Here is a 16,341-nt window from a genome sequence, read left to right as displayed (position 1 = left end):
GTTGGGTTGAGCGCCAGCGAAGCCCAACGGGGTTGGCACCGTGCTGGTTGTTGGGCTTCGACGATGGAGCTGTCTCAGCCCAACCTACGGGCGTCCAGCCGTTGGCTCGCGTAGGTTGGGTTGAGCGGCAGCGAAGCCCAACAGGTTCGGCGCGGTGCCTGTTGTTGGGCTTCGACGATGGGGCTGTCTGAGCCCAACCTACGGGCGTCCAGCCGCTGGCTCGCGTAGGTTGGGTTGAGCGTGAGCGAAGCCCAACAGGTTCGGCGCGGTGCCTGTTGTTGGACTTCGACGATGGAGCTGTCTCAGCCCAACCTACGATCCAACACCCTCACGCTCTGGGTGAGGGCGAAGCCTAGAGCATCCGCTCCAGCCCCACTGCCTTGACCACCCAGGCGTTGAAGCGGCGCCAGGCGCTGCCGGGTTCGTGGTGCAACACCCGGGGTTGGCCATTGCGCTCGCTGACCCACTGCAGATGCACCCGTCCCTGATCTTCGATGCGTTGCACCGCGTAGGACACGCTGGGGTCCATGCCCTGCAGCATCAGCTGCCGCAGACGACCGGTGAGGGCCGCGCTGTCCACCAGTACCCCGACCTCGGTGTTCCACAGCACCGAGCGCGGATCGAAGTTGAAGGAGCCGATAAAGGACCAGCGCCCGTCGATGGCCATGGCCTTGCTGTGCAGGCTGGATTCGGATTCGCCGAAGCTGTAGGGCAGGGCGGATCGCTGCTGGTCCGGGCGGGCACGCAGCTCGAAGAGTTTGACGCCCTGGGCCAGCAGGGCCGCGCGATAGGGCGCGTAGCCGGCATGCACGGCGGGCACGTCGGTGGCTTCCAGGGCGTTGGTCAGTACCCGCACGTCCACGCCGCGGGCCGCCAGGCCGCCGAGATAGGCGACCCCCTGATTCATGGGCACGAAGTAGGAAGAGACCAGCAGCAGCTCATGCTGGGCGCCATCCAGGGTCGGTTGCAGCTGGCGTGTCAGCAGCAGCTGCCAGTCCGGCTCGTCGTCGGCCAGCACCTTGCGCGGCGCATCCCAGAGCGCCTGGGCGTGAGCCCAGGTCAGCTCCTGCAGCCAGCCGTCGAGCTGGGGCGCGGTGGCGTAGCGGCGCAGGCGGTTGTACAGCGCCAGGTCGCGGGTGCGTTCGCTGTCGAGATAGCGTTGCAGCCGTGCGCGCAGCCGCACCAGGGCCTCGGTCGAAGGCGCGAACCAGCGCAGCCGTCGCGCCGGCTGGCTCAGGGAGCTGTTCCAGTACTGGTCGAAGCTGGTGCCCAGTTGCCGCGCCACCGGGCCAGCGGCCAGCAGGTCGAGATCTGTGAAGTTCATCTCCGGGCGGGCATCGAAGTACTCGTCGCCCAGGTTGCGGCCGCCGACGATGGCCACGCTGTCGTCGGCCAGCCACAGCTTGTTGTGCATGCGTCGATGCTGGTGGTTGAGATCAACCAGGCGGCCCAGGGCCCGGGTCGGACCGGTGCTGCGGCCCAGGTGCAGCGGATTGAAGACGCGGATCTGCACGTTGGGATGGGCCGCCAGCACGGCGATCTGGTAGTCGTTGCCGTCGCTGCTGGTGTCATCGATAAGAAAGCGGATGCGCACGCCGCGATCCGCCGCCTTGAGCAGTTCGTTAACCAGCAGGCGCGTGGTCAGGCCGTCGTGGACGATGTAGTACTGGATGTCCAGGCTGCGCTGGGCCTTGCGGATCAACTCGGCGCGGGCGGTGAAGGCATCGGTGCTGGTTTCCAGCAGGCGCAGGCCCGAGAGGCCCGGGTGGGCGGCGCCGGCCGCGCGTACCTGGCTGTCCAGGACAGTGCCGGCGACCGGCAAGACCTTGGAGGCTTGGCGCGGGATAGGCGTGGCGCAGCCGGCCAGCAGCGCCAGCAGCAGGGGCACGACCAGGCGGATCACAGGCGGTCCTTGAGGCGGTACCAGAGCATGCCCAGGGCCAGCAGCGGCGAACGCAGGTGGCGACCGCCAGGAAAGCGCGCATGGGGCACCTGGGCGAAGAGATCGAAACCGGCCGATTGGGCCAGGATCGCCTCGGCCAGCAGATGGCCGGCCAGGTGGGTGGCATTGACCCCATGGCCGGCATAGGCCTGGGCGTGGAAGACGTTGGGCTGCTCGCGCAGCCGACCAATCTGCGGCAGGCGATTGGCGCCGATGCCGATCATGCCGCCCCAGGCGTAGTCCACCCGCACGTCCGCGAGTTCGGGGAAGACCTCCAGCATCTTCGGCCTCATGTAGCCGGCGATGTCCTTGGGGTCGCGCCCGGAATAGTGGCAGGCACCGCCGAACAGCAGGCGGCGGTCGGCGGACAGGCGGAAATAGTCCACCGCCACGTTCTGGTCGCAGACCGCCCGGTTGCCCGGCAGCAGCCGCGCGGCACGCTCGGCGGACAGCGGTTCGGTGGCGATCACATAGCTGCCAGCCGGCAGCACCTGGGCGGCGAGATCGGGCTGCAGGTCGTCAATGTAGGCGTTGCAGCAGAGCACCAGGGTGTCGGCCGAGACCCGGCCGCGGGCGGTATGCACCCGCACCTTGGAGCCGTATTCCAGGCGGGTGACCTGGCTGTCTTCGTGCAGCTGGACGCCCAGCGCCCGGGCCGCGGCGGCTTCGCCGAGAGCCAGGTTGAGCGGATGCAGGTGGCCGGAGCCCTCGTCCACCAGGGCGCCCTGGTAGCGGTCGGAGCCCACTACCTCGGCCAGCTGGACCCTGGGCACCAGACGCAGCGGATGGGGATAGCCCAGGGCCTGGAGCGCGCTGTGCTCTTCCTGCAGGTGTTGCCAGTGACGTGGCTTGTTGGCCAGGTCGGCGAAACCCCAGGTGAGATCGCAGTCGATGCCGTGGCGGGCGATGCGCTGGCGGACCAGCTCCACCGCCTCGAAGCCCAGCCGCTTGAGTTCGCGCACCCCTTCGGCGCCGATGACCGATTCGAACTGCTCGACGTCATGGCCGACGCCGCGGATCAGCTGACCGCCGTTGCGGCCGCTGGCACCCCAGCCGATCCGCCGGGCCTCCAGCAGCACCACCCGGGCGCCGCGCTCGGCCAGCTCCAGGGCGGTATTGAGCCCGGAAAAGCCACCGCCAACCACGCAGACATCGGCCTGGACCTCGCCCTCCAGGGGCGGAAAGCTCAGTGTCTGGTTGGCGGTGGCGGCGTAGTAGGAGGGCGCGTGGGGCTGCATGGAGGATAGGCGGCTGATAGGAACAAGGGGACCATGCTAAGCCGTCGGGCGTTGTGCCACCAGGGTAAAGCTCATCGGCAACTGGGCGGCCTGGTCGCTGTAGCGGTCATAGTCGGCCTCGCGATTGGAGTGCGGATGCTCCTCCAGCCGTTGCAGGATCAGGCCGGCGTCCAGGCTGGCGGTGACGATGGCGCCCAGGGTGTGGATATGCCAGTAACTCGTTGCGCCCTGCCCATGAGATTCGCCGTCATAGGCGATGAGCGCCTCGCTGACCAGGGGCTCACGGCGGAAGTAGCTGTAGTGGGGCAGCAGCGGCTGGTCCGCGTGGGGCTCGAACATTTCCAGGAACGGATGGGTCTCGTAGATCACCAGGCGCCCACCCGGGGCCAGCAGACCGGCCACCGCGGCGAAGAAGGCCGGCAGATCCGGCATCCAGTTCAGCACGCCGATGGTGATCAGCACCAGGTCATGCTGGCCGAGATCCTCGGGCAGCGCATAGATGTCGGCGGCTACCAACCGGGGCGTCAGGCCTGCCGCCGCGGCCAGTTGCTCGCCCTGAGCGAGAAAGGCGGGCGACTGGTCGATGCCCAGTGCGGGCCGGGCGCCGAGGGCAGCCAGGGAGAGCAGTTCGCGGGCGTTGTTGCAGCCGACCTGGGCGCAGCTCAGGCCGCGGATGTCCAGGTCGCCGAGGGTGGCGGTCAGGCAGGCATCGAGGACCGAGAAACCGGGTTGCCGGGCCTGTTCCAGCAAGCGCTGCCAGTCCTCACCCTGGGCATGGAGCGGCGCCGACACCTCCCAGGCCTGACGATTGGCGGCGGTGATGAGCTGACGCTGGCGTGGGTCCATGGGCGGCCTCCTTGGCCATCAGGCGAAAGACCGCAGCCTAGACGCCCAGCGCCGGGATCGCCAGCCGTTAGTCCGGCACGGGCAGGCTCAGGGTCTCCTTGATCTCTTCCATCACGATGTAGCTCTTGGATTCGCGCACGTGGGGCAGCTTGAGCAGGATGTCGCCCAGTAGCTTGCGATAGGAGGCCATCTCGGAGATGCGCGCCTTGACCAGGTAGTCGAATTCGCCGGAGACCAGGTGGCATTCCAGCACCTGGGGCAGCTTGAGCACGGCGCGGCGGAATTCCTCGAAGGTGTCGCCGGACTTGTAGTCCAGGCTCAGTTCCACGAACACCAGCAGGCCAGCCTTGAGGTGCTGTGGATTCAGCCGAGCGTTGTAGCCCTGGATGATGCCCTCGCGCTCCAGGCGGCGGACGCGCTCGGTGCAGGGCGTGGTGGACAGCCCCACGCGCTCGCCCAGCTCGGTGAAGGAGATGCGGCCATCGTCCTGGAGGATGCGCAGGATGTTGCGGTCGATCTTGTCCAGCTCGCGTCTGGCCTGGTGATGGGTACGCATCGCGGGGGTCTCTGCCAAAGGGGTCTTTACCGGAAAATTACTCCGAATATAGGCAATTCTTCAGTGATTAGCACTGCGTGCGGCTTTCTATACTTGCCGTATCTGCCTTCATTCCGACGAAAGCCGGCGAAATCCTCTCACCGGCCAGGAGCTAGCGATGCGTGTACTGGTTTTGGGTAGTGGCGTCATCGGTACGACCAGCGCCTACTATCTGGCCCGTCAGGGTTTCGAGGTGGTCGTGGTCGATCGCCAGGCCGGTCCCGCCCTGGAGACCAGCCATGCCAACGCCGGTCAGGTCTCCCCTGGCTATGCCTCGCCCTGGGCCGCACCCGGCGTGCCGCTCAAGGCATTGAAGTGGCTATTCCAGAAGCACGCGCCCCTGGCCATCCGCCTGACTGGCGATAGCAGCCAATACCTGTGGATGGCGCAGATGCTGCGCAACTGCACGGCTGCGCGCTATGCGGTGAACAAGGAACGCATGGTGCGGCTGTCCGAATACAGCCGCGACTGCCTCGACGAGCTGCGCCAGGACACCGGCATCGCCTACGAAGGCCGCCAGCTGGGTACCACCCAGATCTTCCGCACTCAGCAGCAGGTGGAGGCCGCGGCCAAGGACATCGCCGTCCTGGAGCGTTCCGGCGTGCCCTTCGAACTGCTCGACCGCGACGGTGTGGCCCGGGTCGAACCGGCGTTGGCGGCGGTCAAGCACAAGCTGGCCGGCGGCCTGCGCCTGCCCAACGACCAGACCGGTGACTGCTTCCTGTTCACCAATCGCCTGGCCGAGGAAGCCCGCCGCCTGGGCGTGGAATTCCGTTTCGGCGCCGAGATCCAGCAACTCAGCGCCAGTGGCGACCGTATCGATGGCGTCAAGGTCGATGGCGAACTGCTCACCGCCGATCACTATGTGCTGGCTCTGGGCAGCTATTCGCCGCAATTGCTGGCACCCCTGGGCATCCGCGCGCCGGTCTATCCGCTCAAGGGCTATTCGTTGACGGTGCCCATCGTCGATGCCGCCATGGCACCGACCTCGACCATCCTCGACGAGACCTACAAGGTCGCCATCACCCGCTTCGACGACCGCATCCGCGTCGGCGGCATGGCCGAGATCTGCGGCTTCGATCTGAACCTGGATCCGCGGCGCCGCGCGACCCTGGAAATGATCACCGGGGATCTCTATCCTCGCGGTGGCGACCTCGCCCGGGCCAGCTTCTGGACCGGCCTGCGACCCGCCACCCCGGACGGGACCCCCATCGTCGGCGCCACCCGCTATCGCAACCTGTTCCTCAACACCGGGCACGGGACGCTGGGCTGGACCATGGCCTGCGGCTCCGGTCGTCTGCTGGCCGACCTGATCGCGCGCAAGCAGCCGCAGATCAGCGCCGAGGGTCTCGACATCTCCCGCTATTCCGCCACCCAGGAGTCCCCGCGCAATGCCCGTACAGCGTCTGCACACTGATCGCCGCCTGAGCGAAATCAATATCCATAACGGCACCGTCTATCTGGCCGGTCAACTGGCCGACGACTTTTCCGGCGACATCTACCAGCAGACCCGCGAGACCCTGGCCAATGTCGACAAATTCCTCGCCGAGGCCGGCAGCGACAAGGAACACATCCTGGTGGTGACCATCTTCCTGCGCGACATCGCCCTGCATTTCGAGGGCATGAATCGCGCCTGGGACGAATGGGCCGCCCAGGGCGCTACCCCGGGTCGCACCACCGTCGAAGCCAAGCTGGCCAAGCCGGACATCCTGGTGGAGATGAACGTCATCGCCGCCGTCAAAGAGTAAGACCGCTATTCCCCCTCTCCCTCTGGGAGAGGGCCGGGGTGAGGGTGTTTCACGCCCCCCAAACTTTCCCTTTCTCTGCCGAGACCTCCCATGCGTCCCGCCCGCGCCGTCATCGACCTCGCCGCCCTGCGCCAGAACTATCGCCTGGCCCGTGAACTCTCCGATGCCCGTGCCCTGGCGGTGATCAAGGCCGATGCCTATGGGCACGGCGCGGTGGCAGTGGCCAAGGCCCTGGCCAGCGAGGCTGACGGCTTCGCCGTGGCCTGCATCGAGGAGGCGCTGGAGCTGCGCGCCGCGGGGATCCGCGCGCCTATCCTGCTGCTGGAAGGCTTCTTCGGCATCGACGAATTGCCGCTGATCGCCGAGCACGATCTCTGGACGGTGATCCACGCCGATTGGCAACTGGAGGCGCTGGAGCGGACCGCCCTGGCGCGGCCGCTGCAGGTCTGGCTGAAGCTGGATTCGGGCATGCACCGGGTCGGCTTCTTTCCCCAGGACTACGCCGCCGCCTACCGGCGACTGCTGGCCAGCGGCAAGGTCAGCGGCATCGTCAAGCTCACCCACTTCGCCCGTGCCGACGAACCGGACAGCCCCGCCACCAGCGCGCAGATCGCCACCTTCCGCGCCGCCACCGAGGGCCTGCCGGGCCCCACCAGCCTGCGCAATTCCCCCGCGACGCTGGGCTGGCCCCAGGCGGCTGGCGACTGGGTGCGGCCGGGGCTGATGCTCTATGGCGTGACGCCCTTCGCCACGCCCCAGGCCGCCGCCGAGCGGCTGCAACCGGTGATGACCCTGACCTCCCGGGTGATCGCCGTGCGCGAATTGCCGGCCGGCGAACCGGTGGGTTATGGCGCGCGCTTCGTCACCGCCGGGCCGACCCGGGTCGGGGTGGTTGCCTTGGGCTATGCCGACGGCTATCCGCGCCATGCGCCCAATGGCACCCCGGTGGCCATCGAAGGGCGTCCCGGCCAGCTGATCGGCCGGGTATCCATGGACATGCTCACCGTCGACCTCACCGATCATCCCCAGGCCGGGGTGGGCAGCGAGGTGGAATTCTGGGGCCGCCAGGTGTCGGTGGCAGACCTGGCCGAGCGCTGCGACACCATCCCCTACCAGTTGCTGTGCAACCTCAAGCGGGTACCGCGCGGCTATCGCGACTAGCCCCTGGGCGGTCTTTGGCCGCTATCCAAGCCGAGTGAGGGCGGCAAGGCCGCACGTCCGCCCTGGTGTTGTAAATCTCGAACAGCGTTGCCATGATGCCGAACACCGTGCCGCGGCACGCCTATCGCGCGTGGCCTGGCCACGTCTCACCCGCCTGCTCGAGGAGTCTTCTCCACCTTGGACGTCGGTGCCCGCCTGCAAACCATCCGTACCCTCAAGGGCCTGTCCCAGCGCGAGCTCGCCAAGCGTGCCGGGGTGACCAACAGCACCATCTCGATGATCGAGAAGAACAGCGTCAGCCCCTCCATCAGCTCGCTGAAAAAGGTGCTGGCCGGCATCCCCATGTCTCTGGTGGAATTCTTTTCCCTGGACCTGGAACAGGACGCGCCGACCCAGGTGGTCTATCGCGCCAATGAGCTCATCGACATTTCCAGCGGCGCCCACACCGTGCGCATGCGCCTGGTCGGCCGGGCCCATCCCAGTCGCGCCCTGGCCTTTCTCGACGAGACCTATCCGCCCGGCGCCGACACTGGCGAAGAGATGTACGCCCATGAGGGCGAGGAGGCCGGCCTGGTGGTGGAAGGCCGCCTGGAGCTGACCGTGGGCGGCGAGGTGCACATCCTCGAACCGGGCGACAGCTACTACTTCGAAAGCAGCCGCCCGCATCGCTTCCGCAATCCCTTCGAAGCCCCCGCCCGGCTGATCAGTGCGACCACGCCGGCGAATTTCTAAGCACTTGCGTTATGGCGGTCGTAGGGTGGAAAACGGCGCAGCCTTTTCCACCTGGAGGCCGGTGTCTGGGGCGGCCCTCACCCCAACCCTCTCCCGGAGGGAGAGGGGGCGGTCCGAGTGGGCGCTCGAAACCGTAGGTTGGGCTGAGACAGCTCTATCGTCGAAGCCCAACATTGCCGCCACGTTGAGGCAAGGCCTGTTGGGCTGCGCGGCGCTCGACCCACGCTACGGGGCGATTCCCCACAACTCCCTTTCATCGATCCCCAACGCCGCCAGCTCCGTCCGGCGCAGCGGTTCGTCCTGGGCGAGAAAGAATTCGTCCAGTTGCGGCGGGGCGACGCCGCCGGCCAGGAGCAGGGCGTGGGCCTGGCCGCGGTGGTGCAGCTGGTGCACGAAGAGATGCTGCAGGGTGCGCAGTCGCTGTTCCCGTACCGGGCCGCTGGCGCGGGGCAGGGTGATGAGTCCGGTCAGCTGCTGGGGAGCGAGGCCGCGACACAGGGCGATCAGGCGCTGGTCGCTGGCGATCTGGGCCGCACACAGCGTCGCCAGATCAGGCCAGTCCGTGTCCTGGTAAGGCCGGGGCTGGTCATGTAGCGCATCGAGATAGAAGAGATCCACGTCCAGCAGATGGCCGAGCAGGGCCCAGAGCGAACCAAAGAAGGCGGCGGGTTGGGCTGCGTGCAGGGCAGCCGCCGGCAAGGTGGTGCAGGCGACCAGCAGGCGGTGGTTCGACCAGCGATTGTTGCAGGCCTGGGCCAGCAGCAGGTTGGCGGTCATGGGCAGGTCCTCGACACGGCGAGCGGACACCTACTGTAACGCGCCTGGTTGTGCGGGGGGTCGCAGCCTGGAGTCATCCATGATTGAGGCACTGGCGGCGCTTTGCCATGCTCCGCCGCTCTGCTGCCCACCTGCAAGGATGCGTCTGATGCCTCGAATGTCGCCCTGGTTCGGCCTGGTCGCTGCCCTGTGCCTGGGTGGCACGGTCCGGGCCGCCGAGCCTGTCACCCTGCCCGAATTGCCCTACATCCCCCTGGGGGTGGTCGGTCACGACAACAACGCCGCCTATCCCGATGCGCAGATGGAAAAGCGCCTGCAGCTGCTCGACCGCTACAACCTGCGCAGCTACCGCTCCGGCGAATTCCTGCTGCTGGATCTGCCGCGCCTGGATCGCCTGGTGGCCCTGGCCCGCCAGTACCACATCACCCTGAGGCCGGTGATCACCCAGCAACTGACCCAGGCCCAGGCCTATGCCCTGGCCAAGCGCTATGCCAACGACATCAAGATCTGGGAAATCGGCAATGAGCAGGATCACTCGCGGATCGGCGCCAGCATCCGCATCAGTCGGCTGGTGGATATCTATCGGGGCATCCGGCGCGCCTCCGACGAGCTGAACGCCGATCTCAAGACCACCATCAACGTGATGTCCTGCAATTCCTACGACACCGGGCCCAAGGCGCGCTGCCCGGGCGATCGCCTGGGCTCCATGTGGTTTCTCGATCAGGCCAAGGCCGCCGGTTTCGATTTCGACTACATCAGCTTCCACTACTACCCGCATTACCACGACCGCGGTCACTGGATGGATCTCTACCTGGGGCAGATGCGCGCCATGGCGGCCAAGTACCGGACGCAGATCTTCTACAACGAGGTCAATTGCGCGGAGATCTACAAGGGCACCACCGACGGCGGCCGGCCGGGCGATCGCAGCTGTTATGACAGCCTCGAGTACATCCTCTCCGAGCTCAATGGGCGCTATCGCGACATCGTCCGCGAGATCAACGTCTATGAACTGCTCGACGAGCCGACCCATCCGGTTGCCCATGAGCGTCACTTCGGGCTGATGTACGACCTGGATCGGCCCAAACCGGTCATGGAACTGGTCCGCCGCTATGCCGGAGCGCCTTGAGCCGCCAGAAAGCAGACAAGTCTGACTTTTGCCTGGGGATCGGCTCTTTGCGTGACCAGGCGGTCAGCGACGAGTGGTAGCGAAAGTGCCATCATCGGCACCGTACATCTGGCAAAACACCGCGTTCACCCCTGCTTCGTGATGGCACGGGTTCTTCTTGGTCTAGCGCTTGCAATAGGCTTCGCAGGTGCTGGGGAAACGATCTTCCCCGGCAGTTTTCCTGCTGTACCGAGGTGGGATGCACGGATCGAATCGCGCACCTCGGCCTATCTGGTTCCTTCTTGATGACAATCCTTAGCTCCATCTCCCGCCGCCTGCCGCGTCAGGCGCTGCTCTTGCCTGCCCTGTTCGCCACCGCTTCGCTTGCCACCTCCGCCCAGGCCGTTGACCTGGTCGGTCTCAACTTCTCCGGCGCCACCTTCGCCGCCCAGGTACTGCCCGGTGTCAACGACCGCAACTTCATCTTTCCGGCCGAGAGCCATTTCCAGCAATGGAGCGCCAAGGGCGTGAAGCTGGTGCGCTTCCCCATTCTCTGGGAGCGCCTGCAACCGTCCATGGGGGTCAATCTCGATCCCACCTACGCCGGCCTGGTCGATCGCACCCTGGGCTACGCCCAGAAGTACGGCGTCAAGGTCATCCTCGATCTGCACAACTACGCCCGCTATCAGGGCAAGGTCATCGGCGCGGGCGAAGTTCCCTACGAGGCCTTCCAGAATCTCATGACCCGTATCGCCCAGCGCTGGGGCACCCATGCGGCGCTCTATGGCTACGACATCATGAACGAGCCCCACGACGCCGTGAGCAACTGGCCGATCGCCGCCCAGTACGGCATCGATGGCGTGCGTGCGGTCGATTCGACCCATCCGATCTTCATCGAGGGCAACGGCTGGGCCGACACCACCCGTTGGCCGCAGTGGAACGACGCCCTGCTCAAGCTCAACGATCCGGCCAACAACCTGATCTTCATGGCCCAGGCCTTCTTCGACGGCAGCCTGAACGTGGCGACCCTCTCGCCCAGCTATGGTGTCGAGCGGCTCAAGCCCTTCGTCGCCTGGCTCAAGGCCAACAACAAGCGCGGCTTCATCGGCGGCTTCGGCGTACCTGACACGGATGCGCGCTGGTTGCCCATTCTCGACGGCATGCTGGCCTATCTGAAGCAGAACTGCATTCCGGCCACCTACTGGGCCGCCGGGCCGGGCTGGGGTACCTACAACCAGGCGGTCGAGCCGATCAATGGCAAGGAGCGTCCGCAGTGGGCGGTGCTGGCCAAGTACCTGGACAAGGACAGCTGCGCCGCCATCGGCCCGCAGGTAGCGCCGACCGCCGCCACACCACCCAAGACCGGGACCGCCACCAGCGGTGCGACTGCGGGCACCACCGGCGGTACCGGCGCCACGGGCACCGCTGGAGCGACCACTGGCACCACCACCGGCGTCGCGCCGACCACGGGTACCGGCACCACGGGGACCGCCACGGGTAGCACCGCCACGGCAGGGGCGACCACCGGCGCCGCCACGGGCACCGCAGGCAATGCCGCCAATGCCACCAAGCTGACCACCGTCGAGCAGCTCTACCTGGCTTACTATGGCCGGGCGGCCGATGCCGGTGGCCTCAACTACTGGGCCTCGCGACTGGCCAGCGACCTGAGCGTCGAGCAATTGGCGGCCACCTTTGCCGCCAATGGCGAGTCGACCACGCTTTACGGATCCCTGAGCGGCGCCGCCCTGGTCAACAAGGTCTATCAGACCCTCTATGGCCGGAGCGCCGACAGCAGTGGCAGCGCCTATTGGAGCAGCCGGCTGGCCAATGGCGTCACCTCCCGGGCCAACCTGCCGCTGGAAGTCCTGCGCGCCGCTGCCGGCGACGACAAGGCCGCCTTCGACAAGAAGGTGAGCGCGGCGCTGGCCCAGGGCACCACCACGACCACGCCGACCCCTGCGGTCAGCGTGCAACCGGTGCAGAACGTGGTCCAGCCGGTCACCGGCGGGGCGGTCGCCTCGGCCCCGCTGAGCGGCTACAAGAACATCCCCCTGGGGGTGGTCGGCCACGACAACAGCGCCGCCTATCCGCCGGCCGAGATGGAGGCCCGGTTGCAGGTCCTGGCGGCGCGCAACCTGCGTACCTATCGCTCCGGCGAGTACCTGGTGATGAACCTGCCCGAGCTGGATCGTCTGGTCGCCCTGGCCCGCAAGTACAACATCACCCTGCGGCCGGTCATCACCCACAAGCTGACCCAGGCGCAGGCCTATGCCCTGGCCAAGCGCTACGCCAACGACATCAAGATCTGGGAGGTCGGCAACGAGCAGGACTATTCCAAGGCGGGTGCCCAGGAGCGCATCAATACCCTGGTCGGCATCTACCGCGGGATCAAGCAGGCCTCGGATGAGCTGGGCGCCAACCTCAAGACCACCATCAACGTGATGGCGTGCAACTCGGACGACCGCACCGCCACCGCCCGTTGCCCGGGTGATCGCAACGGTGCCATGTGGTTCCTCGACCAGGCCCGGGCGTCAGGCTTCAACTTCGACTACATTAGCTTCCACTACTACCCGTACTTCGACGACAAGGGCTACTGGATGGACATGTACCTGGGGCAGATGCGCGCCATGGCCACCAAGTACAGGACCAAGGTGTTCTTCAACGAGATGAACTGCGGCAACGTCTACCAGGGCAACACCGATGGCGGCCGTGACGGCGACCGGGCCTGCTACGACAGCGTCAAGCAGATGCTCACGGTGCTCAACACCAGCTACAAGGATGTGGTGGCCGAGATCAACGTCTACGAACTGCTCGATGAGCCGAGTCTCTCGGTGATCCACGAGCGCCACTTCGGGATGATGTACGACCTCAAGCGACCCAAGCCGATCTTCGACATGGTGACCAACTTCGCCAAGTAAGCGCCCGGCGCGACCATAGCACCGCCCCCGTTGCCTGACCGGCAGCGGGGGCGGTGTCGTTTTGGGGGTAGGGATCTAGGCTGGGCGGGCCCTCTCCCCGGCCCCTCTCCCAGAGGGGGAGGGGGCAGAGCGGCGTGGGTGCAGGGGGGGGATGCTGTTTGCTCCCCTCTCCCTCTGGGAGAGGGGCTGGGGGTGAGGGTGTCAGCCCGGCGCGGGGTGGGCCCTCACCCTAACCCTCTCCCAGGGGAGAGGGGACTGATCGGCGTATGGCGAAACCCGGTGGTGACTGCGGACGCCCCCTCCCCCTCCGGGAGAGGGCTGGGGTGAGGGTGATCCCAGTGAAGGCCTTCCCCTCAACGCTTGAGCATCGCCCGCATCGCCGCCAAGGCATCGTTGCCACGGGCGGCCTTCTGCTCCTGGGGGGCTTCTTCCAGGCCTTCCCATTGCAGGTCCTCGGGCGGTAGCTCGTCGAGGAAGCGGCTGGGGGTGCAGTCGATCAGCTCGCCGTACTGCTTGCGCCGGGTGGCGTAGGTGAAGGCCAGGGTCTGGCGCGCGCGGGTGATGCCCACGTAGGCCAGGCGGCGCTCCTCCTCGATGGTGTCGGCCTCGATGCTGGAGCGGTGCGGCAGGATCTCTTCCTCCATGCCCATGATGAACACATAGGGAAATTCCAGGCCCTTGGAGGCGTGCAGGGTCATCATCTGCACCCCATCGGCGCCTTCCTCTTCCTCCTGCTGGCGTTCGAGCATGTCGCGCAGGACCAGCTTGGCGATGGCGTCCTCGATGGTCATCTGGCCGTCCTCGTCCTTTTCCAGGATGTTCTTCAGCGCATCCATGAGGAACCAGACGTTGCCCATGCGGAAATCGGCGACCTTGTCGGAGCTGGCGTTCTGGCGGATCCAGTTCTCGTAGTCGATGTCCATCACCATGCTGCGCAGGGCGCCGATGGGATCTTCGCCGGCGCAGTTCTGGCGCACGCCATCCATCCAGCGCTTGAAACGCCCCAGGCGCTCGGTGAAGCGGGCATCCAGGTGCTCGCCCAGACCGATCTCGTCGGCCGCGGCATACATCGACAGGTCGCGGCTGCCGGCATAGTTGCCGAGCTTTTCCAGGGTGGTGGAGCCGATCTCCCGGCGTGGCACGTTGATCACCCGCAGAAAGGCGTTGTCGTCGTCCGGATTCACCAGCAGGCGCAGGTAGGACATCACGTCCTTGACCTCCTGGCGGGCGAAGAAGCTGGTACCGCCGGAGAGCCGATAGGGGATCTGGTGGTGCTGCAGCTTGAGCTCCATCAGCTTGGCCTGGTGGTTGCCGCGATAGAGGATGGCGAAGTCCGCATAGGGCCGCTGGGTCTTGAGGTGCAGGGTGAGGATTTCCAGGGCGATGCGCTCGGCCTCGCCGTCCTCGTTCTTGCAGCGCAGCACGCGGATCGGATCGCCATGGCCCATCTCGCTCCACAGCTGCTTCTCGAACACATGAGGATTGTTGGCGATGAGCACGTTGGCGCACTTGAGAATGCGACTGGTGGAGCGGTAGTTCTGCTCCAGCATCACCACCTTGAGCGAAGGGAAGTCGTCCTTGAGCTGCATCAGGTTTTCCGGCCGCGCGCCGCGCCAGGCGTAGATCGACTGGTCGTCGTCGCCCACCACGGTGAACTGGGCACGCTCCTGCACCAGCATCTTCACCAGCAGGTACTGGCTGGTGTTGGTGTCCTGGTATTCGTCCACCAGCATGTAGCGGATGCGGTTGCGCCAGCGCTCCAGCACCTCGGGGTGCTCCTGGAACAGCTTCACCGGCATCAGGATGAGGTCGTCGAAGTCGACCGCGTTATAGGCCTTGAGGGTGCGCTGGTAGTGCAGGTAGACCACTGCAGCGGTCTGTTCCTTGGGCGTGCGCGCCTTTTCCAAGGCCTCTTCCGGCAGGATGAGGTCGTTCTTCCAGTTGCCGATGTAGTTCTTGATCTCGTCCAGGCCGTCGTCGCCCTGGTATTCCTTCTGCATGATGTCGGTGAGCAGCGCCTTGATGTCGCCCTCGTCGAAGATGGAGAAGCCCGGCTTGTAGCCCAGGTGTACGTACTCGCGGCGAATGATGTTCAGCCCGAGGTTGTGGAAGGTGGAGACGGTCAGGCCGCGGCCTTCGCCGGCCTTGAGCAGGCTGGCCACCCGCGCCTTCATCTCGCGCGCCGCCTTGTTGGTGAAGGTCACGGCGCAGATGTACTGGGCGCGGATGCCGCACTGCTGTACGAGGTAGGCGATCTTGCGGGTGATGACGCTGGTCTTGCCGGAGCCGGCGCCGGCCAGCACCAGCAGGGGGCCGCTGATGTAGGCCACGGCTTCGGCCTGGCGGGGGTTGAGCTTGGACATGGCGGACCGGGGGGACGACGCTGGGCGGGGGATTCTACCAGCGCCGGTCCATCACGGTCTCAGGGCTTGGGCGGTGGCGCGACGAAGGTCAGCTGGCGCGGATAGCCGTACTTCTCCCCGGGCAGCGCCGGGCTGTCGAGAAACACCGCCATGCTGCGGCCGAATTCGTTGACGTAGGTGACGGCATAGTCCTGGCCGTCGGCCAGGCGGACGATGGCGCCGGTCTTGAATTCTTCGCGATTGCGCTCGGTGACCGGAATGGAGATGCCGGCGGCCTTGCGGTAGACGCCCTTTAGCCAATCCTGGTTGGTGAAGTCATTGATCGGGGTGCTGAAGCGCCCTGGCAGGCGCTGCAGGTGCCGACCGGTGCCGGGGGCGTCATCCACCGCCAGCCGCCGCGGATAACCCACGGCCTCGGCATCCAGCGGCTTGCCCTCAAGGAACACTGCCAGATTGTCGCCGACGCGCTGGACATCGGTGATGGCACGCCACTCGCCGTCGCCCAGCTGCGCCTGACGACCGCTGATGAAGCCCTCGACGTTGGCTGGCGTAGCGGGAATGGTCAGACCGGCCACGCGGCGCAGCACACCGCGATCCCAGTCTTCGTTGCTGAAGTCGTTGATGGAGCTGGAGAGCAGCGGCTGGGTGACCGGGGCGCTGTGCGGCGGTTTGGCGTTCTCGGCATGGGCCAGCGGCAGGCCGAGATAGCAGGCGCAGAGCAGCAGAAGGGAGCGAGCCAGGCAGGTGGGCATAGCGGTCATCCTTAACGCAGGTTTCTTGTCGATCCCATACCGGGAGTGGGCGATAGACCCCTGATGTCTCCCGGCGTTTGGCGAGCGCAATGCAAAGCGGCAATTTTTTTCCCGCTCGGCGCCGGACGGCAAGGGCTGCGTTACCCTGGGGCTTTTCCCACCGG

At 66.3% G+C, this 16,341-nt stretch carries 13 protein-coding genes; 6 read left to right on the top strand and 7 right to left on the bottom strand.

Annotated elements, in window-relative coordinates:
- Positions 1–352: 352 nt before the first annotated feature.
- From LRS53_RS20930 to LRS53_RS20915, 4 genes are all read right to left on the bottom strand, one after another.
- Positions 353–1,903: a phospholipase D family protein gene (locus tag LRS53_RS20930; protein WP_231357190.1), complete on the bottom strand. Its 1,551-nt coding sequence runs from the start codon at positions 1,901–1,903 to the stop codon at positions 353–355.
- Entirely contained in the window at positions 1,900–3,180 is a 1,281-nt protein-coding gene (locus LRS53_RS20925; RefSeq protein ID WP_231357189.1) for an NAD(P)/FAD-dependent oxidoreductase, read from the bottom strand. Before LRS53_RS20925 ends, LRS53_RS20930 begins: the two co-directional genes overlap by 4 nt.
- Before the next feature lie 36 nt (positions 3,181–3,216).
- Positions 3,217–4,026 carry a class I SAM-dependent methyltransferase gene (locus LRS53_RS20920; protein ID WP_231357188.1) on the bottom strand — a complete coding sequence of 270 codons (810 nt, stop codon included), beginning with the start codon at positions 4,024–4,026 and terminating at the stop codon, positions 3,217–3,219.
- Between the two features lie 67 nt (positions 4,027–4,093).
- Positions 4,094–4,582 carry an Lrp/AsnC ligand binding domain-containing protein gene (locus tag LRS53_RS20915; protein WP_007159864.1) on the bottom strand — a complete coding sequence of 163 codons (489 nt, stop codon included), beginning with the start codon at positions 4,580–4,582 and terminating at the stop codon, positions 4,094–4,096.
- Positions 4,583–4,739: 157 nt separating this feature from the next.
- On the opposite strand from LRS53_RS20915, the gene dadA reads away from it, so the two are divergent.
- From dadA to LRS53_RS20895, 4 genes are all read left to right on the top strand, one after another.
- Entirely contained in the window at positions 4,740–6,038 is a 1,299-nt protein-coding gene (gene dadA / locus LRS53_RS20910; protein WP_173149803.1) for a D-amino acid dehydrogenase, read from the top strand.
- Complete coding sequence (locus tag LRS53_RS20905; RefSeq protein ID WP_231357187.1) at positions 6,013–6,369, top strand: RidA family protein; 357 nt, start codon at positions 6,013–6,015, stop codon at positions 6,367–6,369. Before dadA ends, LRS53_RS20905 begins: the two co-directional genes overlap by 26 nt.
- 90 nt (positions 6,370–6,459) lie before the next feature.
- Positions 6,460–7,530 carry an alanine racemase gene (gene alr, locus LRS53_RS20900; RefSeq protein ID WP_231357186.1) on the top strand — a complete coding sequence of 357 codons (1,071 nt, stop codon included), beginning with the start codon at positions 6,460–6,462 and terminating at the stop codon, positions 7,528–7,530.
- A gap of 177 nt (positions 7,531–7,707) precedes the next feature.
- On the top strand, positions 7,708–8,262 hold the full coding sequence (locus LRS53_RS20895) for a cupin domain-containing protein (protein WP_064309213.1): 555 nt from the start codon (positions 7,708–7,710) through the stop codon (positions 8,260–8,262).
- A 225-nt stretch (positions 8,263–8,487) separates the two neighbouring features.
- On the opposite strand, the gene LRS53_RS20890 is transcribed toward LRS53_RS20895, so the two are convergent.
- Positions 8,488–9,039: a DinB family protein gene (locus LRS53_RS20890; RefSeq protein WP_231357185.1), complete on the bottom strand. Its 552-nt coding sequence runs from the start codon at positions 9,037–9,039 to the stop codon at positions 8,488–8,490.
- 148 nt (positions 9,040–9,187) lie between these two features.
- On the opposite strand from LRS53_RS20890, the gene LRS53_RS20885 reads away from it, so the two are divergent.
- Both LRS53_RS20885 and LRS53_RS20880 read left to right on the top strand, forming a co-directional pair.
- Positions 9,188–10,165, top strand: coding sequence for a glycosyl hydrolase 53 family protein (locus LRS53_RS20885; protein ID WP_231357184.1), 978 nt, complete (start codon positions 9,188–9,190; stop codon positions 10,163–10,165).
- A 284-nt stretch (positions 10,166–10,449) separates the two neighbouring features.
- Positions 10,450–13,062 (top strand): cellulase family glycosylhydrolase, encoded by a 2,613-nt coding sequence (locus LRS53_RS20880; RefSeq protein WP_231357183.1) that lies wholly within the window; start codon positions 10,450–10,452, stop codon positions 13,060–13,062.
- A gap of 353 nt (positions 13,063–13,415) precedes the next feature.
- Here LRS53_RS20880 and rep read toward each other — a convergent pair whose 3' ends face one another.
- Together rep and LRS53_RS20870 are read right to left on the bottom strand one after the other, a co-directional pair.
- The gene (gene rep, locus LRS53_RS20875; protein ID WP_017639881.1) at positions 13,416–15,425 is read right to left on the bottom strand and encodes a DNA helicase Rep; all 2,010 of its coding nucleotides are present in this window, start codon (positions 15,423–15,425) and stop codon (positions 13,416–13,418) included.
- A 59-nt stretch (positions 15,426–15,484) separates the two neighbouring features.
- Positions 15,485–16,177, bottom strand: a complete 693-nt coding sequence (locus LRS53_RS20870; RefSeq protein WP_231357182.1) for a hypothetical protein — start codon at positions 16,175–16,177, stop codon at positions 15,485–15,487.
- Between the last annotated feature and the right edge of the window lie 164 nt (positions 16,178–16,341).

It is taken from the genome of Pseudomonas sp. PLB05 (assembly GCF_021106615.1).
GTDB lineage: Bacteria > Pseudomonadota > Gammaproteobacteria > Pseudomonadales > Pseudomonadaceae > Chryseomonas > Chryseomonas benzopyrenica.
Note: the sequence above shows the minus strand (reverse complement) of the source record. Positions and strands in the feature narration are given on the sequence as shown.